We start from the raw sequence: 21326 nt of genomic DNA, 5'->3' as shown, positions 1-21326 counted from the left end.
GCCGACCGGACTCGGAAAGGTCTCCCGGCCTGAGTCCGTACCCGTCGGATCAGGGATGTGGGCCGCAACTCGGCGCATGAATTCGACCCACATCCCTGATCCGGCCCCGCTAAGCATCCGGCCCGCTAAGCGTCCGGCCCCGCTCAGCCAGAGCTGGGAACGCGCCCCAGAACGCGAAGAGCCCCGCCGAAGCGGGGCTCATGCGTACAGCGTGAAGCAGGTCACTCCTCGGGCTCCAACGCCTTCGGCGTCGTGACCGTCGTGTTGAGCGCCAGGTGCGGGAACTTCGCGTCGAAGGCGGGCCGCTCCGAGCGGATACGCGGCATCGTGTCGAAGTTGCGCAGCGGCGGCGGGGACGAGGTCGCCCACTCCAGCGAGTTGCCGTGGCCCCACGGGTCGTTCTCCGTCACCAGCTCACCGGCCCGGTAGGACTTCCACACGTTGTAGAGGAACGGCAGCGTGGAGATGCCCAGCACGTACGCGCCGATGGTGGAGATCGTGTTCAGCGTGGTGAACCCGTCCGACGGCAGGTAGTCGGCGTACCGGCGGGGGAAGCCCTCCGCGCCGAGCCAGTGCTGCACGAGGAACGTGCCGTGGAAGCCGATCGTCGTCAGCCAGAAGTGCAGCTTGCCCAGCCGCTCGTCGAGCATCCGGCCGAACATCTTCGGGAACCAGAAGTAGATCCCGGCGTACACGGCGAAGACGATCGTGCCGAACAGCACGTAGTGGAAGTGCGCGACGACGAAGTACGAGTCGGACACCTGGAAGTCCAGCGGCGGGCTGGCCAGCAGCACCCCCGACAGACCACCGAAGAGGAAGGTCACCAGGAAGCCGATGGCGAACAGCATCGGTGACTCGAAGGTGACCTTGCCGCGCCACATCGACCCGATCCAGTTGAAGAACTTCATACCGGTCGGCACCGCGATCATGAAGCTCAGGAACGAGAAGAACGGCAGCAGGACCTGGCCGGTGACGAACATGTGGTGCGCCCACACGCTCATCGACAGCGCCGCGATGGACAGCGTCGCCAGCACCATGCCCTTGTAACCGAACAGCGGCTTGCGGCTGAAGACCGGGATGACCTCGCTGATGATGCCGAAGAACGGCAGCGCGACGATGTACACCTCGGGGTGGCCGAAGAACCAGAACAGGTGCTGCCAGAGCATCGGACCGTTGGTGGAGGCGTCGAACACGTGCGCCCCGAGCCGGCGGTCGGCCAGCAGCGCGAACAGCGCGGCGGCCAGCAGCGGGAAGACCATCAGCACCAGCAGCGAGGTCACCAGGATGTTCCAGGTGAAGATCGAGAGCCGGAACATCGTCATGCCGGGCGCGCGCAGGGTCAGGATCGTGGTGACCATGTTCACGGCGCCGAGGATCGTGCCCAGACCGGAGATCGCCAGACCGACGATCCACATGTCACCGCCCGGGCCGGGTGAGTTGATGGCGTCGTTCAGCGGGGCGTACGCGAACCAGCCGAAGTCGGCGGCGCCGCCCGGCGTGATGAAGCCCGCCACGGCCAGCGTTCCGCCGAACAGATACAGCCAGTACGCGAACGCGTTCAGCCGCGGGAAGCTGACGTCCGGCGCGCCGATCTGAATCGGGACGATGAAGTTCGCGAACGCGAAGACGATCGGCGTCGCGAAGAACAGCAGCATGATCGTGCCGTGCATGGTGAACAGCTGGTTGAACTGCTCCGGGGAGAGGAACTGCAGCCCCGGGCGGGCCAACTCGGTCCGCATGAGCAGGGCCATCAGGCCACCGATCATGAAGAAGGCGAAGGCCGTGATCAGGTACATGATCCCGATCTGCTTCGCGTCGGTCGTTCGGATGATCCGTGCGATCGCCGAGCCCTTGACGTTCGGTCGGACCGGCCACTGCCTGGTCTCGATCGGCTTCGGTGCGACGGTTGTCACGAGCGGCCTCCTGTGCTGTTCACCAGCTGGTGTTGTTCGGGCGTCCCACCATCCGCGAGGGTGAGCGGATCATCGGCGGGGCGTACCACGGACGCAGAATAGTCCCCCACGCGTCACCAGGACGCGTGGGGTGCCTTGGACGCGCCGGTCCCGCACCTGTGAGCAGGCGCGGGGAACGCATCAGCGAATAACGTTCGTATTGAATGTGCCCAGCTCAAACGCGATGCCGAACTTGATGGCACCGGCTGCCAGGGCGCCGAGGATCAGCAGGACCAGGCCCCAGGCGATGAGGTGGTCGGCGTCGGGCAGCGACCGGACGGCCTTGAAGACCCGCCGGACGAAGCCGAAGCCGCTCGCCTCCGGTGCGGCCGCCGAGGTGACCGTCGTGTCGGCGCCGAAGGTGCTGGTGGGCCGCAGCTGGCCCCGGGCGTGCAGGAAGATCAGGGTCGCGCCGGCGAGCACGAGCACGGCGCCGAGCAGCGCCATGGTGAAACCGATCCAATCCGCCATCGAGTTCATCGAGACTTCTCCCTCCCCAAAAGAGTCCCCCGCGCAAATGAAGGACAGGGTAAAGGAAGCGGGCGCGGCCGACCCTCCCGTCGTACCGCGCCCGCCGCTCGGCCGAACCCGTCAGAGCTCGAACCCCGCCGGGAACGGATCGGTCGGGTCCAGCAGGTACTGGGCGGTGCCGGTGATCCAGGCCCGGCCGGTCACGGTGGGCACGACCGCGGTCCGGTCGCCGACCGTGGTCTGCTCCACCAGCCGGCCGGTGAACCGCGTGCCCAGCGGCGACTCGTTCACGAACGGCTGGTCCAGCGCCAGCTCGCCGCGGGCGTACAGCTGCGCCATCCGCGCACTCGTTCCGGTCCCGCACGGCGAGCGGTCCACCCAGCCCGGGTGGATCAGCGTCGCGGCCCGCGCGTCGGCGCCGTCTTCTCCCGACTGGTACGCGATGACGTGGCGGCAGTCGTCGATCGCGGGGTCGACGGGGTGCGTCGGGGCCGCCTGTTCCATGACGGCGTCCATGATCTTCAGCCCCTTGCCGAGCAGCTCCGGGATGTTCTCCCGGGTCACCGGCAGACCCAGCTGTTCGGCCGGCAGCAACGCGTAGAAGTTGCCGCCGAAGGCGATGTCGACGACCACCTCCCCGAGGCCCGGCACCTCCAGGCGTACATCTTGGGAATGCAGGAAGGAGGGGACGTTGCGGATGGTGACTCCCACCGCGCGACCCGCGCGGACCTCGACCTGGGCCACCACCAGGCCGGCGGGGGTGTCGAGCCGGATGGTGGTGACCGGCTCGACCACCTCGACCATCCCGGTTTCGACCAGGACGGTCGCGACGCCGATGGTGCCGTGGCCGCACATCGGCAGCCATCCGGACACCTCTATATAGAGGACGCCCCAGTCGGCGTCCGGCCGGGCCGGCGGCTGCAGGATGGCGCCGGACATCGCGGAATGCCCACGCGGCTCGCACATGAGCATTTTCCGCAGATCGTCGCGTTCCTTGATGCCGAACAGGCGGCGTTCGGCCATCGTCGCGCCGGGGAAGACGCCGACGCCGCCGGTGATGACCCGGGTCGGCATGCCCTCGGTGTGCGAGTCGACCGCGTGAAAGACCTTATTACTGAACATCCGGCTCTCCCAGGGCCTTCTTCATGTCGGCTGTCACCTGTGCGTGCAGCTCCGGCGCGAGGGGCAGGCGCGGCGGGCGGCACGGACCGCCGTAGCGCCCGGCCAGCTCCATACCGAGCTTGATCGCCTGGACGAACAACGGCCGGGAGTCCCACCGGTACGCCGCGTGCACCTGCCGGTACAACGGCAGCGCCTCGGCGAGGTTGCCGTCGACACAGAGGTTGTAGAGTCGTACGGACTGCTCGGGCAGGGCGTTCGGGAACCCGGCGATCCAGCCGACCGCGCCCTGCGACACCAACTCCAGCAGCACGTCGTCGGCCCCGGCGAGCACGTCGAGCCCGGGCGCCAGCTCATGGATGCGGTGCACTCGGCGTACGTCGCCGGAGAACTCCTTGACCGCCTGGATCAGCCCCTGACCGTGCAATTCGGCGAGCAGCTCCGGGGTCAGGTCGACCTTGGTGTCGAACGGGTTGTTGTACGCCACCACCGGCAGCCCGGCCGCCGCGACCTGCTCGTAGTGCGCGACCACCTCGGCCGGGGCAGCGGCGTACGCGTTGGGCGGCAACGACATGACCGCGTCGGCGCCCACCTCGGCGGCCTGCTCGGCCCACCGGCGCGCCTGATGGCCCCCGTACGCCCCGACGCCGGGCACCACGGTGACGTCGTCCGGGACCGCCTCGACGACGGCGGTGACGACGCGCGCCCGCTCCTCCTCGGTGAGCGTCTGATACTCCCCCAGCGACCCGTTCGGCACGATGCCGTGGCAGCCGTTCGCGCCGAGCCAGGCGACGTGTTCCTGCAGCCGGTCGTAGTCGATCGACAGGTCTTCCCGGAAGGGTGTGGCGATCGCCACCAGTACCCCGTTCCACGGCTTGGTCATGATTCCTCCAACTGGTCTTGCGAGATGAGCAGGCGCAACGGGATCGGTGTCGCGATCGGACGGTTCGCGTACGGGAGCGGGGCGCAGCCGAGCACGTCGGCGGCGGACAATCCGCAGAGCCGGCCCTGGCAGCGGCCCATGCCGGCCCGGGTCAGCAGTTTGACGGCGCGGGGGTCGTCGGCGCCGAGCGCCTGAGCGGCCCGGACCGCGCCGAAGGTGACGCCCTCACAGCGGCACAGGACGGTCTCGTCGGAGACCCGTGCGCTCCAGCCGGGGGCGAAGCCGTGCACCTTGTGCAGGGCGTCGGCGAACCGGCGGGCCGCAGCCGCCCGCCGTCGCCAGGGTTTCGAGGCCACCTGGTACGCCGATTCGTCGAGGCGCCCCAGGTGGCGTGCGGCGGCGAGCCCAGCCAGGGTGCCGGTGGCGTACGCGGAGTCCGCCCCGCCCACCCCGGCGAGCTCACCCGCCGCGAAGACGCCCGCCTGCGAGGTCCGCAGGTCGGCGTCCACCTGCGCGATCGGGCTGCCATCCCTCGGGTCGACGAGGAGTGCGCAGCCCAACGCGCTCGCCAGCTCCACCTGTGGGGTGAAGCCGTGGCCGACGGCGATCGTGTCAACGATCTCCGCACGTTCCTTTGTGCCACATCGCAGTTTCGCGATCATGACATCCCGGTCGGGAGTGATCTCTCGCACTTCCCAGCCGGCCCACACCGGCACCCGATGCCGCAGCAGCCGACCCCGGTACGCCGCCGCCTGCAGCAGCTTGCGCGGTGCGCGTACCACCGTGGTGAAGTGACGGAACCAGGCACGGGACCGGACGGGATCGGCAACCGCGACCACCTCGACGCCTGCCTCCGCGAGCGAGACGGCGAGCGACAGCAACAGTGGACCGGTGCCCGTCACGAGTACGCGTTGGCCGACCTTGATGCCGAGCCCCTTGAGTTGCGCCTGCGCCCCGCCGACGGTGACGACGCCGGGCAGCTCCCAGCCGGGGAACGGCACGACCCGGTCGTACGCCCCGGTGGCCAGCACGATCGTCGCGGCCCGGACGACCCGGGTGGTACGCCCCTCGACGTCGGCGATCTCCAGCTGCTCCCTGGTCGCGCGCCAGATCTCGTGCCCCAGCAGGAATCGGATGCGCTCATGCGCCTGGGCGCGCTGGATGAGCGCGGGCGGAGTGTTCTCGCGCACAGTGGACTGGCGCAGATACTGCCCACCGGGCTTGCCACCCCGATCCACCACGAGCACGCGTACGCCCGCGTCCGCCGCCGCCAGCGCGGCGCTCAGGCCGGCCGGCCCCGCCCCCACCACCACCAGCTCCTCTTCTTGCTGCGGATCACGGTTGTGCATGCTTCCCGGCGCGGTTTTAGCCTGCGTATCCGTGATCTGCTGGGAATCGGGCGCGCCCGGGTCGGGCGACGCGGGGGCGGTGGTGGTGAGGCAGGGGCGCGTGCCGTCGGGTGCGACGCACGCTTGGCACACCCCGATGCCGCAGAACACACTCACGCCGCCACCTCCGGGAATCGCGCGGGCGAGAATGGTGCGGGATCGAGCGCGGGTGCCGATCCGGTGAGCAGGTCGGCGATCAGCTCGCCGGTGGCCGGGGCGAGCCCGATGCCCGCTCCTTCGTGTCCGTGGGCGTGCCACAGCCGGGGCGTCAGCGGATCCGGCCCGATGACCGGAAGATGGTCGGCGGCGTACGGGCGGAAGCCATGATAGGTGCGCATGATCCGCACGTCGGCGAGGAACGGGAACAGCGCCGCCGCACCTGCCGCCAGCTTCCGCAGCGCCGCCCGGTTCGGGGTGGCGTCGAAGCCGACGCGTTCGCGGGTCGCCCCGATCAGCACCGGACCGCCGGGGGTGCTTTCGACGACGGTCGAGGTCTGCAGGTCGGCGTCGCCGCTCGCCACATTCTCCAGGTACTCCGCCGAGTACACCTTGTGCCGGATCAGCACCGGCAGCGGCTCGGTGACCAGGATGAACCCGCGGCGCGGTTCGACCGGCAGCGCGATCCCGAACTGGGCCGCCCAGGCCCCGGTCGCGTTGATCACGGCGTCGGCGTCGGCGGGCAGGTCGCGTACCTCGGTGCGCAGGCGGACCTCCGCGCCGTGCTCCCGCGCCCCGGCCAGCATCGCCGCCGCCGCACGCGCCGGCTGCACCTGCATGTCCTGCGGGAAGAACGCTCCGCCCAGGATGTCCGCGGCTAAATGCGGCTCCAGCTCACGGACAGCTCGCTCGTCGACCAGCTCGCCCGTCGTCTCGGCCAGGGCTCGCATTCCCCGACTGGTACGCGTGACGATGAGCCCGCCTTTGCGTTCGAGCTGAATGCCGCCATCTGCGTCGCAGCCGACGTGACGATTGAGTTCTGCTTCCCAGTCCCGCCAGAGGGCGTTGGACCGCAACGCGAGATCCAGTTCGGGGCCGGGTTCCTTGTCGGAGACGAGGATGTTGCCCTCACCGGAACCGGTCGTGCCGGCGACGAGCCCGCCACGATCGAGGACGGTGACTTTCAGCCCGCGCTGGGCGCAGGCGTACGCGCAGGCGGCGCCCACGATGCCGGCCCCGATCACCGTCACTCTCACGCCTATGACCCTATGCTCGGCCGGGCCGCCGGTCTTCCATCACGTGTCGGATCTGTCGAGCCAGGGTTCCTACACTTGTCGAGTGCGCGATGAACTGCAGCTGCTCGTGGACCGGATCGCCGACCGGATGGGCCGGCCCGTCTTGGTCGAGGACCGGCGGCAACGGGTCGTCTGCTACTCCGCGCAGGCCGAACCGCTCGACGACGTACGCCGTGACTCGATCCTGCGCCGGAGCACCACCGCCGAAGTAATCTCGTTCTTCGCGCGCTTCGAGATCACGCGCGCCCGCCACCCCGTACGCACTCCGGCGGAGCCCGCCCTCGGCCTGCTGCCCCGGGTGTGCGTACCGGTGTGGCACAGCGACCTGTTGCTGGGCTTCGTCTGGTTCGTCGACTCCCCGGAGTTGTCCGCCGCTGACGTGAATCGCGCGGTCGGGCTGGCCGAGGATCTGGCGCTGGCGCTGTACCGGGTGAACCTGCTCGGCGAGCTGACCGCCCGGCGGGAGGCCGACGCCGTACGCGGACTGCTGGCCGATGATCCGGCGGTCCGGGCAGATGCCGCCACCAAGATCGTCGGCGCGGAGATGCTGGAGTCGGACGGGCCGTGCACGGCTCTCGTCGTCTCGGTCGGCGAGGCCGCTGTCGTCGAACAGGCGCTCGTAGCAACCCGCCGCTACTGCGGCCACCGCTACGCGGTCCACCTCGTACGCCCGACGCAGGGTCTGCTGTTGCTGCGGTCGGGCTCGGTCGCCCCGGCCGACGCCGCGGCCCACCTCGCCGAGCAGGCCGATTCCGGGGTCGGCGTCGGCGACCCCGTGGCCCGGCTGGCCGACGTCCACCAGTCCGTCGCCCAAGCCACCCAAGCGCTCGCCCTCCCCGCGATCGCCCTGCCCACCGCCCCCGGCGCCGGTCCCGTCCCCGCCGGAACATCGCCGCAGCGGGTGGCTATGTGGTCGCAGTTGGGCGTCTACCGGGTGCTCGCGGCGGCCGGGCTGACCGCGCCCGAGCTGTATCCGGGCGTCGACCGGTTGCCGGCGGACTTGGCGGCGACGGTGGAGGCGTACCTGGATCTTGCGGGGGACGCCGCCGCGACCGCGGCGCACCTGCGCATTCATCGCACGACGTTGTATTACCGGCTGTCCCGGGCGGCCGAGCTGTGCGGCGTCGATCTCCGGGACGGCCTCCAGCGGCTGCAGCTTCATCTTGCCCTGAAGGCGATCCATCTGGCGAGCTGACCGCGATAACTGACTGACGGTTCAGTCAGTGTAGGCTGGCCGGATGTCTGGTCTCGCCGTGGTCACCGCCGCCCGGCGGTACCGTGCGCTCTTCGGCGTACCGGGCGTCACCCGCGTCACGGTTCCGTCTCTGGTGGGCCGGTTGCCCTACGGGATGTCGACGCTGGTGTTCGTGCTCGCGGTGCACCACGGCACCGGTTCGTACGCCGTCGCCGGGCTGGCCACCGCGGTCAACTCGGCGGCGACCGCGCTGAGCGCACCCTGGCTCGGCCGGCTGGCCGACCGCGGGCATGCCCCGACGGTGCTGGCCGCCACCGGGGTCGTGAACGCGTTGCTGCTCACCGCGTTGATCACGGTGCTGGCCGGGCACGCACCGGTCGGCGTGATCCTCGCCGTCATGGCCGCCGCCGGTGCGGCCAACCCGCCGGTGTCGGCCGTGACCAGGGTGGTGCTGCCCCGGCTCGCGCCCGGCCACGCGAGCACGGCGTACGCCCTCGACGCCGTCTGCTCGGAGTTGACCTATGTGGTCGGACCGGCCCTGATCGCCGTGATCAGCGCGGTGGCCGGACCGTACGCGGCCGTCGCCCTGACGGCGTCGATGTCGGCCGCCGGTGCGGTCGGACTCGCCGCCGCGCCCGCCGCCCGCTATCGCGTCGCCGTGCCCGACGCTGAATCGCCAGTCAGCGAACGGCCGCGGCTGCTGACCGTCGCGCTCACGATCCTGCTCGCCGTCGCGGGGTTGGAGGCGGCGGCCTACGGCCTCATGGAGGTCGCGATCCCGGCGTACGCCGCCGGGCAGGGCAGCCCGGCCGGAGCGGGCGCGGTGATCGCCGCGTGGAGCGCCGGGTCCATCCTGGGCGGCCTGTGGTTCGCCGGGGCGAACCCGACGATGTCCCGATGGCGGCTGCTGTTCCTGCTCGCCACCCTGAACACGACCGGATTCGCGCTGATCTGCCTCAGCGCCGGGCTGCCGAGTCTGGGCGCGATCCTGGCGCTGGGCGGATTGGTGATCGCACCCATGACCGCGGTGGAGATGGGGCTGGTCACGTCGCTCGCTCCGCTCGCTCGCCGAACGGAGGCGTTCACCTGGGCGGGAACCGCGGTCTTCGTCGGCTACTCCGCCGGAGCCGCCCTCGCCGGGCTGGTCGCCGCGCGGGGCGGCGGGCTGATCGCGGCCGCGCTCACCGCCACCGCGCTGGTCGCTGCCGCAACCGTGCTGGCTGCGACGATGATGCGGCGAACGCGGTGACCCCCACGTCCACCCCGGATGCCATACCGTAGGCAAGGTGACTCGCCGTTCCGCCGAACTCCGGCTTGACGCCCTGCTGCGCATCGCGGCAGACGTCATCGTGGAACGCGGCTTCGCCCGCACTCGTACGGCTGACGTCGCGGCGGCCGCCGGAGTCAGCCCGTCGCTGGTCTACTACCACTTCCCGAGCAAGGACGCGATGCTCACCCAGGCCTTCGCGTACGTCGCGGAGCAGGATCTGGCCCGGATGCAGGCGGTGATCGAGTCCAAGGCCAGCCCGCCGGAGAAGCTCGCCAAGCTGCTGCGCCACCTCGCGCCGAGCGGCCGGTCGAAGTCCTGGGCGATCTGGATCGACGGCTGGTCCGAGGCCATGCGCGTACCGGAGTTGGAGAAGGTCTCCCGGCGCATGGATCTGCGCTGGAAGGAGGCGCTGACCGCGGTCATCACCGCCGGCGCCGACGACGGCTCGTTCACCTGTGACGACCCGGCCGGCGCCGCGTGGCGGATCAACGCGATGGTGGACGGGCTGGCGGTGCAGCTGACCGTGCACGACAAGGTGCTGTCCCAGAAGCAGGCCACGGACTGGGTGCGTACGGCCACCGCCAAAGAGGTGGGCATCGATCCGGCAGCCCTCGTCTGACAGCCGGGCAACCCGAGAAACCCCTGCATATCCCCCCTATTCCCCCTTTCGGGACCAATTTGTCAGATGCCTGACAGAATATGGAGACTCGCCGATATAGGGCGTCACGGACAGGCGCACAGCCCTGTTTCAGGTGCATGCAGGAATCGACCACGCGTATCCGACGCGCCCTCGGCGCGACTATGGCCACATTCGCCGTGGCGGCTCTCGTCAGCGGCATCGCGGCCCTCGCCGCCGGCACCGCCGGCGCGGAGCCGGCCGTTGTTCAAGCCGGCTACAGCGGGGGGCACGGCAACGGGAATTACTCCCATTCGCCGTACCCCACCGGGACCAAGTCCCATTCGCCGTACCCCACCGGGACCAAGTCCCATTCGCCATCGTCCTCGCCGACGTCGGTCTCCCCGTCGCCGACCCGATCCAAGTCCCATTCGCCATCTCCGACGCCGACCTCGGCGTCGCCGACTGCTTCGCCTACGTCAGCCTCGCCCACCGAGGCCTCGCCCACCGAGGCTTCGCCGACCGTCTCCACCCTGCCCACCACGGGCTCGCGTACGGGCAGCTTCGCCCTCTTCGGGGCGATCCTGCTCGCGATCGGGGTGGCCCTGCTCGGCGGCGCCCGTCTCGTCCGGAGGTCCGCGGTCCGCTGAACCGCACGCATCGTCTGAACCTCACGCATCGTCCCGGCATGCGCCATGGCAGGCTGGGACGATGCGTGCTGTGGTGCAGACGGTCTCCCGGGCGAGCGTGACCGTCGACGGCGAAGTCGTCGGCAAGGTCTCCGACGGTCTCCTGGTCCTGGTGGGAGTGACCCACGGTGATACCGAGGCGACCGCCGCCACGATGGCTCGCAAGGTGCACGAGCTGCGGATCCTGCCGGCGGAGAAGTCCGCGTCCGACCTGGGCGCGCCGCTGTTGGTGGTGAGCCAGTTCACCCTGTACGCCGACACGAGCCGGGGCCGCCGCCCGGGCTGGAGCGCCGCCGCACCCGCCGCCGTCGCCGAGCCGCTGTTCACGGCGTTCGTCGAGGCGCTGCGGGCGCGGGGTGCGACTGTCGAGACTGGACGATTCCGGACCCACATGCTGGTGGAGAGCGTGAACGTCGGGCCGAACACGGTCATCGTCGACCTGTAGCTCAGGCCTTCGCCGGCTCCGGGGCGAGCGTCGTCTGCGCCGCCGGTTCCGGCGTCGCCACGGGCATCCGCAGCATCAGGGCCAGGACCACGCTCACCGCCATCGCGCCCGTCGCGACCATGAAGACCAGATCCATGCTGTGGACGAGGGCGTTCACGGCGGCCGTGCGTACGTCGCCGGTCATGGTGGCGACCGCCGAGGTGGACATCCCTGGCATCCGGGCGGTGAAGGCGCGGCTGAGGATCGTCCCGAGGACGGCGGCTCCCAACGCCCCGCCGAGGTTCTGGAAGAACCGGATCGCGGTCGTGGCGACGCCCAGCTGCGTACGCGGAGCGGCCTGCTGCACGACCGCGATGAGCAGCCCGAGCAGCTGCCCGAAGCCGATGCCGAGGACGAACAGCGAACCCCGGACGTACCAGAGGTTGGTGTCCGCCCCGACGAAGGTGAGCGAGCCGATCGCGAGCGTCCCGATCGCCGTGCCCGAGACGAGCAGCCCCTTACGCGAGACTCCGGACTCGCTGAGCTTGCCCGCGACCATCCCGACGACCGTCAGCCCGGCCGCCATCGGGATCAGGTAGAGGCCCGCCTGCGCGGCCGGTACGCCCCGGACCACCTGCAGGTAGACCATGACGTAGACCATCGAGCCCATCATGGTCAGCCCCATCAGGCCCTGGATGGCGAAACCGAGGCTGATCGTGGCGTTGCGGAACAGGCTCAGCGGCAGGATCGGCTCGGCCGCGACCGCCTGCCGCCAGAGGAACGCGCCCAGCAGTGCGAGCGTGGCGACCACGAGACCGAGGATCGTCGGCGAGTCCCAGGCGTACTCCTTGCCGGCCCACTCGCTGATCAGCAGCAACCCGACGGCGAACGCCGCGGCCAGCCCCGCGCCGAGGAAGTCGATGCGGTGCGTGCGCTCGCTCTTGGGCAGCCGCAGCAGCCGAGCCGAGACGATCAGGATGAGCAGCCCGATCGGGAGGTTGAGGTAGAAGATCCAGCGCCACTGGCCGTGGTCGGCCAGGATGCCGCCGAGAAACGGCCCGAGCGCCATGCCCGCGCCGGCCACGACGCCACCGAAGTTGCCGCCGCGCGCGCTGCCGCTGCCCGGACCGCCGGCGAGGTGCGCCAGCACCACCATCGTGACGCTCATCAGCCCACCGGCGCCGGCGCCCTGGAGTGCTCGGAAGGCGATGAGCTGCCCCATGCTCTGGGCCGCGCCGCAGAGCGCCGAACCGGCGAGGAAGGTCGCGATCGCGCCCAGGTAGACCAGCTTGGGGCCGAAGACGTCGCACAGCTTCCCGTACAGCGGCAGCATCGCCGTCGCGGCCAGCGCGAAGGCGCTGACGAGCCACGGCAGCCGATCGACGCCGTGCACCGGGTCCAGCTCCCGGACGATCGGGACGACCGCCGCCGAGACGATGTTGTTGTCGATCACGGCCATCACGATCGTGAAGACGCAGAGCAGCATCCCGATCTTCTTCTGTCGTTCCGTCATGCGGTCCAGCATGCTCGTCAAACTTTTACTCGGTCAATACTTTTGCTGAGTCAGTTTTTGTATCTGGTATATTTCCGGCTCATGGGAGAGCCGGGGCTGCGCGAGCGCAAGAAGAAGGAGACCTCCGCACGGCTCTGGCGCGCGGCGCTGGACCTGTTCGCCGAACGGGGCTTCGACGCCGTGTCCACGGCGGAGATCGCGGCCGCCGCTGACGTCTCGAAGATGACCTTGTTCAACTACTTCCCGACCAAGGAGGACCTGATCCTCATGCCGGTCGAGGACCACATCGACGAGCCGGCCCGGGTCGTCCGCGCCCGCCCCGACGGGCAGTCCGCGATCGAGGCGCTGCGGACACAGTTCCTGGCGGCGCTGGCCGCGAGAGATCCCGCGACCGGACTGAGCGACAGCGAACCGGTCATGCTGATGCAACGGCTCGCCCGCAGTACGCCGTCCCTACTGGCCCGCGCCCTGCACTACGAGCTGACCCGGGCGAACACGCTGGCCGACGCCCTGGCCGAGCCGGGCCCGACGACCCCGTTCGACCACGTACGCGCGCGCCAGATCATGGGCGTGATCAGCGCCCTCGTCGAGCACAACGTGGCCCGCGTCCTGGCCGGTGACAAGCCGGACGCCGTCTACCCGGAGGCCGTCACCCTCGCCGAACGGGGATTCGATCTCCTTGAATGAGTACGCTCCGTGAGGATTTCTCGTCAGGGGAGCCGTCCACGTAAAGATTTAACAACACGGCACCCCTAAACGATTGACTCTCCCCTCCGGCCGGTCCAGATTGGCCCGAAGAGGATCACTCCATCTTCCGCCGGAGGCACGATGCAACCCCCACAGCGCCGTTTCCGGCTGCTGGCCTCATTGAGCGCACTCACCTTCGTCGCGAGCGGACTCGCCGCGACCCCGGGTGCCGCCGCCGAGACCACGGCCTCATCCAGACAACAGGCCTACACCGACGCCGCCGCCGAGTTCGGCGTACCGGCGGACATCCTGCTCGCCGTCTCCTATCTGGAGTCCCGCTGGGACGTCAACGGCGGCCTGCCCAGCACCAGCGCCGGGTTCGGCCCGATGCACCTGACCGACGCGGCCTACGTGACGTCGCTCCCCCGGGAGGAGGAGGCGACCGACGCGCCGGCTGAGGACTCCCGAGGCGACGACTCGCGGACGACGGTCAAGGCTCCGATCGAGCAGCCGGCCGAGGCCGGTGCCGACCCCGCCGCCCTGCAGACACTGGACGCGGCCGCCACGGCGACCGGTCTGTCCAAGGAGGAGTTGCGGACCGACGTCACGGCCAACATCCGTGGCGGCGCGGCGCTGCTTTCGGCGTACCAGCAGGAATTGACCGCACCGACCGGCGCGAACAGCGACGTGGCCGACTGGTACGGCGCGGTGGCCCGCTACAGCGGCGCGACCGACGACGCCGCCGCGGCCGCCTTCGCGGACGAGGTGTACGCGACGCTGGCCGAAGGCGCGGCCCGGACCACCGACGACGGTCAGGCGCTGGCCCTCACCGCGCGCGCCACCACGCCGAACCGGCAGTGGCTGAACGGCCTGGGCCTGCGGCACCTGCAGCGGCCCGACGGCCTGGAGTGCCCGGTCAACCTGGACTGCGAGTGGATTCCGGCGCCCTACCAGGTGCTGCCTGGCGACGACTACGGCAACCACGACCTGGGCAACCGCCCGGCGCAGCAGAAGATCGAGTACATCGTCATCCACGACACCGAGGGTTACTACCCGGGTGTCATCAACATGGTGCAGGACCCGACCTACGTGAGCTGGAACTACACGCTCCGCTCGGTCGACGGTCACATCGCGCAGCACGTCAAGGCCAAGGACGTGGCCTGGCACGCCGGCAACTGGTACGTCAACTCGAAGTCGATCGGCCTCGAGCACGAGGGCTTCGCCGCCAACGGCGCCTGGTACACCGAGGCGATGTACCGCACCTCGTCGAAGCTGGTCCGGTACCTGGCCCTGCGGCTGGGCATCCCGCTGGACCGCCAGCACATCATCGGCCACGACAACGTCCCCGGCATCACGCCGGCCAACGTCGGCGGCATGCACTGGGACCCGGGCCCCTACTGGGACTGGGCGCGCTACATGGAGCTGCTGAAGGCTCCGATCCGGGGCATCGGCACCGCCCACGGCGGCATGGTGACCATCAAGCCGGACTACGCCACCAACCAGCCGGCCTTCACGGGCTGCGTCAAGAAGGGCGTGCTGTGCGCCGCCCACGGCTCCGGCTCGGTCGTGCTGCGTACGGCGCCGGACGCCAACGCGCCGCTGCTGACCGACTTCTACCTGAACGGCACCAAGCCCGCCACGATGCACATCTCCGACCACGGAGCCCGCGTCGAGACCGGCCAGCAGTACGCCATCGCCGACCGGCAGGGCGACTGGGTCGCGATCTGGTACCTGGGCCAGAAGGGCTGGTTCTACAACCCGCCGTCGAACCCGGCCGCCGTGTGGTCGACCGGTTTCGTCATCACCCCCAAGGCGGGCAAGGCCACCATCCCGGTCTACGGCCGGGCGTACCCGGAGGCGGCGGCGTACCCGGCCGGCGTACCGGTGCAGGCGATCGCGCCGTTGACCGGATACACCCTGGCCGCCGGGCAGAAGTACGTCGTGGGCAACATCCTGCCCAGCGAGTACTACCGCGCGGTGACCTTCGACGGGTCGAGCCCCGGTGACTGGACGGTCGTCCGAGGCGAGACGAAGTACGTCCAGATCCAGTTCGGCCACCGGATCATGTTCGTGAACCTGGCCGACGTCGACATCCGTCCCGCGGTGGTCTAAGTCCCCACCGGCGAACGCGGCCCCCGACAATGAGGTCGGGGGCCGCGTTCTTTGCTTCCCGATCAGCCGCGCGGGCCGCCCGCGACGTAGATGACCTGGCCGGTGACGAACCCCGCGCCCTCGCTGACGAGGAACGAGATCGTGTGCGCGATGTCGGCCGGGTAGCCGACGCGGCGTACCGGGGTCTCAGCCGCGCGGGCCGCCTGGAACTGCTCGAAGTCCACCCCGACCCGGGCGGCGGTCGCGGCGGTCATCTCGGTCACGATGAAGCCTGGCGCGACCGCGTTGGCGGTGACGCCGAACGGGCCGAGTTCGATCGCCAGCGTCTTGGTGAAGCCCTGGAGGCCGGCCTTCGCGGCGGCGTAGTTCGCCTGACCCCGGTTGCCCAGCGCGGACGTGCTCGACAGGTTCACGATCCGGCCGTACTTCGCCTGCGTCATGTGCGCCTGCGCCGCCCGGGTCATCAGGAACGCGCCCCGCAGGTGCACGGAGATCACGCTGTCCCAGTCCGAGTCGGTCATCTTGAACAGCAGGTTGTCGCGGATGACCCCGGCGTTGTTCACCAGCACCGTGGGCGCGCCGAGCTGCTCGGCCACCCGGTCGACCGCCGCCGCCACGGCGTCGGTGTCACTGACGTCCGCACCGATCGCCACGGCTTCGCCGCCGTTCTTGCGAATCTCGTCGACGGTCGCCTGGCACGACTGCTCGTCCAGGTCGACGACCGCGACCTTCATCCCGTCGGCGGCCAGCCGCTGAGCCGTCACCGCACCGATCCCCCGGGCCGCCCCGGTCACGATCGCCACTCGCATGTATGCCTCCCTCGTCGCCAGCAACGCTGCCCGCGACATTACCGGCCGGTAGCCAACTTAACTACCGGCGGTAGTTTAACTATCGGGAGGCGATCAGTACGCGCCCCGCGAGCGGACGACCGCGCCGACCGTCTTCCAGAGGATCGACAGGTCCGAGGTCAGCGACCAGTTCTCGACGTAGTAGAGGTCGAGCCGGATGCCGTCCTCCCAGGACAGATCGGACCGCCCGCTGACCTGCCACAGCCCGGTGATGCCCGGCTTGACCAGCAACCGCCGCGCCACGTCACCGTCGTACTTGGCGACCTCCTTGGGCAGCGGCGGCCGCGGCCCGACCAGGCTCATGTCTCCGCGGACGACGTTGACCAGCTGCGGCAGCTCGTCCAACGAGTACTTGCGCAGGATCCGGCCGACCCGGGTGACCCGCGGATCCTGACGCATCTTGAACATCAGGCCGTTGGTCTCGTTGAGCCCCGTCATGGTCTCCACCAGTTGGTCGGCGTCGACGACCATGGTGCGGAACTTGAAGACGTCGAACTCGATGCCGTGCTGGCCCACCCGGCGCTGCCGGAACAGGATCGGTCCCCGGCTGTCCAGCTTCACGGCGATCGCCACGAGGACCAGGACGGGCAGGGCGACCAGCAGTCCGCCGATCGCCAGGATGCGTTCCACCACGTTCTTCACGATCTTGGTGCCGCCGGCGAAGTCGGGCTGCTCGACGTGGATCAGCGGCAGACCGGCGACCGGGCGCGTGTGGATGCGCGGCCCGGCCACGTCGACCAGGGCGGGCGCCACGACGAGTTCCATCCCGGAGCCCTCCAGCTGCCAGCCCAGGCGGCGCAGCCGCGAGGCGGTCAGCTCGTTCGACCCGGTGACGGCGATGGTGTCGGCCCGGGCTCCGGTCGCCGCCTCCACGATGTTGCGGAACGACCCGACCACGGGCACGTCGCCGAGGCGCTGCTGCGGCGCTCCGGCCGTCCGGGGCACGAGCAGGCCGTCCGGGATGCACGCGCCGACCACCCGGTAGCCCGTGTAGGGCTCGCGTCGCAATTGGCGTACCAGCTCCAGGACATGGGCCGCGTCGCCCACCACCAGGACCCGATGCGACCAGCCGGCGCCGCGGGACCGCGCGCGGTGCAGGCGCTTGCGCGCCACCCAGCGGGCGGTGATGAGCCCGACCGTGCCCATCAGGAACGCGATGGCCAGGAAGCTGCGCGAGACGCCGATGTTGACGATGTAGCCGAGGATGGCCACGGTGCCCGCGAGCCGCGCGCTGGCGCCCGCGACCCGGCGGTACTCGTCGGTGCCGTAGCCGAGCACCCGCTCGTCGTAGCACCGCACGGTCCGCAGCCAGATCAGCCAGGCCAAGCCCAGCGTCACGCCGATCAGTCCATACGGGACGTCGATACGCGGCGGACTCGCGGTGGAGAACCGGGCCAGGTAGCCGCCGAAGATCGCGGCCGCGATCACCACCGCGTCGCAGGCGACAAGGGTACGCACATAGATGCGGCGCCGTTCGGCGAGCCGGCGCACCTCATCCGCGGCTGTGGACGCGGACGCGTCACGCAGCGCGGCGGATACGGAAGCCGTGGTCATCGCACCCCCTCGATGCCTGTCCGGTAAGGGCATCATCGTCGCGTGCCGCCCACCCGTTACGGGCGGTGAGACGGGAACCTGTCAGTTGCCGACGGACGCATGATCCGGGTCTGCCCGATCGGCCCGTTGCCTATCGGTCACCAGCGCAGATGCTGTGCGCGAGCTGCGATTGCGTCCACTTGCTCCGTCCTATGGAGACCGAAAGGGCGACGGCGGAAACGGTCCCATCGTCTGGTTCCGCATCCGCCGTCGCCTTTCACTCACTCAGATTTCACCCGGTGAGCCGATCCGCTGCCGCCCGGACGGGCGACAACAAGCCCGCTCGGGTGTCAGCCGGTGAACCCGGCCGTGATGCTGGTGAACGCCCAGTCCGACTGCGCGATGCCGGAGCAGGACTCCTGGACGCCGCCGCCGGCGCAACCCCGGTCCCGGTTGACCGACCAGAACGCCAGCCGCGCGATGTGGTTGGTGTTGGCCCAGTTCCGGATGTTGGTCCAGATGGCGGTGGTGGTGATCTCGGACTGGTCCGAGTAGCCGTTCATGCCGGAGATGCCGAGGTGCGCGTACGCCTGGGCGTCGGTCCAGCCGAACGCCGTCTTCAGCGCGTTCTTCAGGCCGTTGGCCGCGTTGACGGTGTTGTTGTACATGTCGGCCCCGCCACCGAAGTCGAACGGCATGATGGTGAAGACGTCGATGTTCGCGCCCAGCGCCGCCGCCTGGTTGATCAGCCGCGTGCCGTAGTACGTCGGGCCGGTCGTCGAGGTGCCGAAGGTGACGATCGTCTTGATGCCCGGGTTGTTCGCCTTGACGATCTTCAGCGCGCCGAGGATCCGGTCCTGCACGGCCTCGTTCTCGAACTCGTCGGTGTTCTCGATGTCGATGTCGATGTACTTCAGGTTGTACGCCGAGATGACCTGCTGGTACGCCGCCGCCAGGGCGGTCGCGCTGGAGCAGTTCGGGCCGAGCTTGTTGCCCGACCAGCCGCCGAAGGAGATCTCGACGTCGCCGCCGGCCGCGCGGACCGCGTTGATGGTCTGCTGGTCGACGCCGCCGGTCAGCGGACGGGAGCTGTCCCAGGCCGGGGTGCAGCCGCCGCCGGAGAGCATGAACGCCATGGTGAACTGCTTGATGCCGGTCGCCGACATGACGGTCGTGATCGACGGCGGGCTGCCCCAGCCGTTGTAGTAGTACGGCGCGGCCATCGCACCCGTGCTCGTACAACCGGTGGTGCTGCCGGTCGTCGCGCCGGACTTCGCCGACTCACCGGAGTTGTTGTACGCCGCCACGGTGTAGGTGTGGCTGGCGCACGCCCCCAGACCGGAGATGGTCGCCGTGGTGCCGGTGACCGTCGCGCGTACGGTGGTGCCCTCGTAGACCCGGTAGCCGGTGACGGTGCCGGACGAGGCGCTCCACGACAGCGAGATGCTCGACGCGGTGGTGCCGGTCACCGACGGCGTGCCCGGAGTCCCCGGTACGCCGGGCGGAGCCGACGTCGTGGGGCTCGGCGACGGGTTGCCGCCGGGGCCGTCGAGCGAGAAGTCGTCGGCGTAATACGTACCCGTGCCGTACCAGCCCTGCACGAAGATCTGCAGCGAGGTCTGCGAAGCGCCGGTGGTGTACGCGACGGACAGCTGGACCCAGTTGCTCGCGGCGGACGGGTTCCAGACCTGGTTGCCGCCGGTGACGCCGAGGTAGACGTAGCCGCTGCCGCCCCGGACCCAAGCGGTCAGCGTGTACGCGGTGTTGGCCTGGACGGCCACCGTCTGCGTGCACTTGGCGTTGTCCGCCGCGGACGCCGCGCCCTGGAGGGCTCGGCTGCCACTGTGGACAGGAGTGGTGACGACCGAGCCGAGATTCCCCGAGCACGACCACGGGCTCAGGGTTCCGCTCTCGAGGCCGGGGTTGGACAGGATGTTCGCGGCCGAGGCGGAGGTGGATGCGACGAGCACGGCGGCGCCGGCCAGCAGCACGGCGCCGGCGACCGCCAAGATGCGTCGGTACATGGGACTCTCCTAGATCAGTTCCGCGCGCCGTTTCCCCCGGGCAGCCGGCACACAGAGATCGATGGAACTACGAACGCAGATGAACCTTAAAGGAAAAAGTCCTAACAGTAAATATGGTTAACAGTGCCTACTCGGCTGCGTGACAGCTCGGCGGATCGTGGAGATCGACTGGTCGTTGAACGGGTATGCCCGAGACTCCGCCCCCGCACCAGACACGACCGCTGGCCGCGGCGGCGACGGGCCACCCGTTCAAGATCGGGCTCTGGATAGGACTCGCGCTGCTCCTGGTCATGGTGGCCGCGAACCTGGTTCAGGCGGCCGGCACCGTGCTCACCATCGTGGCCGCCGCCGGGTTCTTCGCCATCGGCTTCAACCCGGTCGTGAAGTGGATGATGCGCCGCGGCATGTCCCGGGGACTGGCCGTCCTGCTGCTGTTCATCGGGTTCCTGTTGCTGGCCTGCGGCTTCCTCGCGCTGCTCATCCCGGTCGCGATCAGCCAGCTCGGTTCGGTCATCAACGCGGTTCCGGGCTGGATCCAGCAGGTCCTCGACGATCCCCGGGTCCAGGAGCTGACCAGCAACGAGGACGTCGTGGCGAAGGTGGAACAGCTGATCACCCCGGCGAACATCAGCAGCGTCCTCGGCGGGCTCGTCGGCGGGGCCACCACGGTCGCGGCCGGGATCTTCAACTTCGTGACCGCGTTCATCCTGATGTTCTTCATCCTGGCCGGCTTCGACCGGCTCCGGGACGGCGCGTACCAGCTGATCCCGTTGAGCCGGCGCGACCGCGTCGCGGGGATCGCCGACCAGATCCTCGACAAGGTCGGCGGCTACCTCGTCGGCTCGCTGAGCATCGCGTTCGTCGCCGGCACCGTCGCGCTGATCTACCTCTGGATCGTCAGCGTCCCGTACGCCCTCCTGCTGGCCCTGGTCGTGGCGGTCTGCGACCTCATCCCCCAGATCGGGGCCACCCTCGGCGCGACGGTCGTGACCCTGGTGGCCTTCGGGGCGCGCGGCCTCGGCGTCGCGATCGCCACGATCATCTTCTTCGTGGTCTACCAGCAGCTCGAGAACTGGCTGATCTATCCGAGGGTGATGCGGCAGGCGGTGCAGATCTCCAACCTGGCGGCGATCGTCTCGGTGCTCATCGGGTTCGCCATGTTCGGCGTGATGGGCGTATTCATCGCCGTCCCCGGGTACGCCGCGATCCAGCTGATCATCCGGCAGGTCGTCCATCCCCGGCAGGACTCGCTCTAGCCGCCTACGAAACCTGCCGGAGAACCGCTGTTTACGAATCGCCGCGAGCCGTGCGAACTGCGCAACGTTGTTGCGCCGTACGCAACCTTCGCGCCTGGTTTGCGCTGCTCAACC

The 21326-nt window shown here is 69.7% G+C and carries 18 protein-coding genes; 8 read left to right on the top strand and 10 right to left on the bottom strand.

Annotated elements, in window-relative coordinates; genetic code table 11:
* Positions 1 to 221 precede the first annotated feature (221 nt).
* From ctaD to AB0M47_RS25235, 6 genes are all read right to left on the bottom strand, one after another.
* Positions 222 to 1913 carry a cytochrome c oxidase subunit I gene (ctaD, locus tag AB0M47_RS25260; protein ID WP_363418284.1) on the bottom strand — a complete coding sequence of 564 codons (1692 nt, stop codon included), beginning with the start codon at positions 1911 to 1913 and terminating at the stop codon, positions 222 to 224.
* 180 nt (positions 1914 to 2093) lie between these two features.
* Positions 2094 to 2432: a hypothetical protein gene (locus AB0M47_RS25255; RefSeq protein ID WP_363418282.1), complete on the bottom strand. Its 339-nt coding sequence runs from the start codon at positions 2430 to 2432 to the stop codon at positions 2094 to 2096.
* A gap of 111 nt (positions 2433 to 2543) precedes the next feature.
* Entirely contained in the window at positions 2544 to 3545 is a 1002-nt protein-coding gene (locus AB0M47_RS25250; protein ID WP_363418280.1) for a proline racemase family protein, read from the bottom strand.
* Entirely contained in the window at positions 3535 to 4425 is an 891-nt protein-coding gene (locus AB0M47_RS25245; protein ID WP_363418278.1) for a dihydrodipicolinate synthase family protein, read from the bottom strand. The genes AB0M47_RS25250 and AB0M47_RS25245 overlap by 11 nt, the downstream gene beginning before the upstream one ends.
* Positions 4422 to 5930, bottom strand: coding sequence for an NAD(P)/FAD-dependent oxidoreductase (locus tag AB0M47_RS25240; RefSeq protein ID WP_363418276.1), 1509 nt, complete (start codon positions 5928 to 5930; stop codon positions 4422 to 4424). The genes AB0M47_RS25245 and AB0M47_RS25240 overlap by 4 nt, the downstream gene beginning before the upstream one ends.
* Positions 5927 to 7006 carry an FAD-dependent oxidoreductase gene (locus AB0M47_RS25235; protein WP_363418274.1) on the bottom strand — a complete coding sequence of 360 codons (1080 nt, stop codon included), beginning with the start codon at positions 7004 to 7006 and terminating at the stop codon, positions 5927 to 5929. The genes AB0M47_RS25240 and AB0M47_RS25235 overlap by 4 nt, the downstream gene beginning before the upstream one ends.
* Positions 7007 to 7088: 82 nt before the next feature.
* Between AB0M47_RS25235 and AB0M47_RS25230 the strand changes: the two genes are divergently transcribed.
* The 5 genes from AB0M47_RS25230 to dtd all read left to right on the top strand — a co-directional run bounded on the left by AB0M47_RS25230 (position 7089) and on the right by dtd (position 11260).
* On the top strand, positions 7089 to 8240 hold the full coding sequence (locus AB0M47_RS25230; protein WP_363418272.1) for a helix-turn-helix domain-containing protein: 1152 nt from the start codon (positions 7089 to 7091) through the stop codon (positions 8238 to 8240).
* A gap of 43 nt (positions 8241 to 8283) precedes the next feature.
* The gene (locus tag AB0M47_RS25225) at positions 8284 to 9489 is read left to right on the top strand and encodes an MFS transporter (RefSeq protein WP_363418270.1); all 1206 of its coding nucleotides are present in this window, start codon (positions 8284 to 8286) and stop codon (positions 9487 to 9489) included.
* Between the two features lie 37 nt (positions 9490 to 9526).
* Complete coding sequence (locus AB0M47_RS25220) at positions 9527 to 10129, top strand: TetR family transcriptional regulator C-terminal domain-containing protein (protein ID WP_363418268.1); 603 nt, start codon at positions 9527 to 9529, stop codon at positions 10127 to 10129.
* 137 nt (positions 10130 to 10266) lie between these two features.
* Positions 10267 to 10776, top strand: a complete 510-nt coding sequence (locus tag AB0M47_RS25215; protein ID WP_363418267.1) for a hypothetical protein — start codon at positions 10267 to 10269, stop codon at positions 10774 to 10776.
* Between the two features lie 61 nt (positions 10777 to 10837).
* Positions 10838 to 11260, top strand: coding sequence for a D-aminoacyl-tRNA deacylase (dtd, locus tag AB0M47_RS25210; RefSeq protein WP_253760512.1), 423 nt, complete (start codon positions 10838 to 10840; stop codon positions 11258 to 11260).
* A gap of 1 nt (position 11261) precedes the next feature.
* Here the strand turns inward: dtd and AB0M47_RS25205 are convergent, their stop codons facing one another.
* On the bottom strand, positions 11262 to 12752 hold the full coding sequence (locus AB0M47_RS25205; RefSeq protein ID WP_363418264.1) for an MFS transporter: 1491 nt from the start codon (positions 12750 to 12752) through the stop codon (positions 11262 to 11264).
* A gap of 81 nt (positions 12753 to 12833) precedes the next feature.
* Between AB0M47_RS25205 and AB0M47_RS25200 the strand changes: the two genes are divergently transcribed.
* Together AB0M47_RS25200 and AB0M47_RS25195 are read left to right on the top strand one after the other, a co-directional pair.
* On the top strand, positions 12834 to 13439 hold the full coding sequence (locus tag AB0M47_RS25200) for a TetR family transcriptional regulator (protein WP_363418262.1): 606 nt from the start codon (positions 12834 to 12836) through the stop codon (positions 13437 to 13439).
* 141 nt (positions 13440 to 13580) lie between these two features.
* Positions 13581 to 15551: a peptidoglycan recognition family protein gene (locus AB0M47_RS25195; protein ID WP_363418260.1), complete on the top strand. Its 1971-nt coding sequence runs from the start codon at positions 13581 to 13583 to the stop codon at positions 15549 to 15551.
* A 62-nt stretch (positions 15552 to 15613) separates the two neighbouring features.
* Here the strand turns inward: AB0M47_RS25195 and fabG are convergent, their stop codons facing one another.
* The 3 genes from fabG to AB0M47_RS25180 form a co-directional block, all read right to left on the bottom strand.
* Positions 15614 to 16360: a 3-oxoacyl-ACP reductase FabG gene (gene fabG, locus AB0M47_RS25190; RefSeq protein ID WP_363418258.1), complete on the bottom strand. Its 747-nt coding sequence runs from the start codon at positions 16358 to 16360 to the stop codon at positions 15614 to 15616.
* A gap of 93 nt (positions 16361 to 16453) precedes the next feature.
* The gene (locus AB0M47_RS25185) at positions 16454 to 17953 is read right to left on the bottom strand and encodes a sugar transferase (RefSeq protein ID WP_363418256.1); all 1500 of its coding nucleotides are present in this window, start codon (positions 17951 to 17953) and stop codon (positions 16454 to 16456) included.
* Positions 17954 to 18282: 329 nt separating this feature from the next.
* Positions 18283 to 19956: a carbohydrate binding domain-containing protein gene (locus tag AB0M47_RS25180; protein WP_363418254.1), complete on the bottom strand. Its 1674-nt coding sequence runs from the start codon at positions 19954 to 19956 to the stop codon at positions 18283 to 18285.
* A 185-nt stretch (positions 19957 to 20141) separates the two neighbouring features.
* On the opposite strand from AB0M47_RS25180, the gene AB0M47_RS25175 reads away from it, so the two are divergent.
* Positions 20142 to 21212 carry an AI-2E family transporter gene (locus AB0M47_RS25175; RefSeq protein ID WP_363418252.1) on the top strand — a complete coding sequence of 357 codons (1071 nt, stop codon included), beginning with the start codon at positions 20142 to 20144 and terminating at the stop codon, positions 21210 to 21212.
* The last annotated feature ends 114 nt before the right edge of the window (positions 21213 to 21326 follow it).

Origin of the sequence: Hamadaea sp. NPDC051192 (assembly GCF_040682475.1) — a bacterium.
In the GTDB taxonomy this organism is placed as follows: Bacteria; Actinomycetota; Actinomycetes; order Mycobacteriales; family Micromonosporaceae; genus Hamadaea; species Hamadaea flava.
The sequence above is the reverse complement of the archived record's forward strand: the minus strand, read 5'-3'. Positions and strand labels throughout refer to the sequence as shown.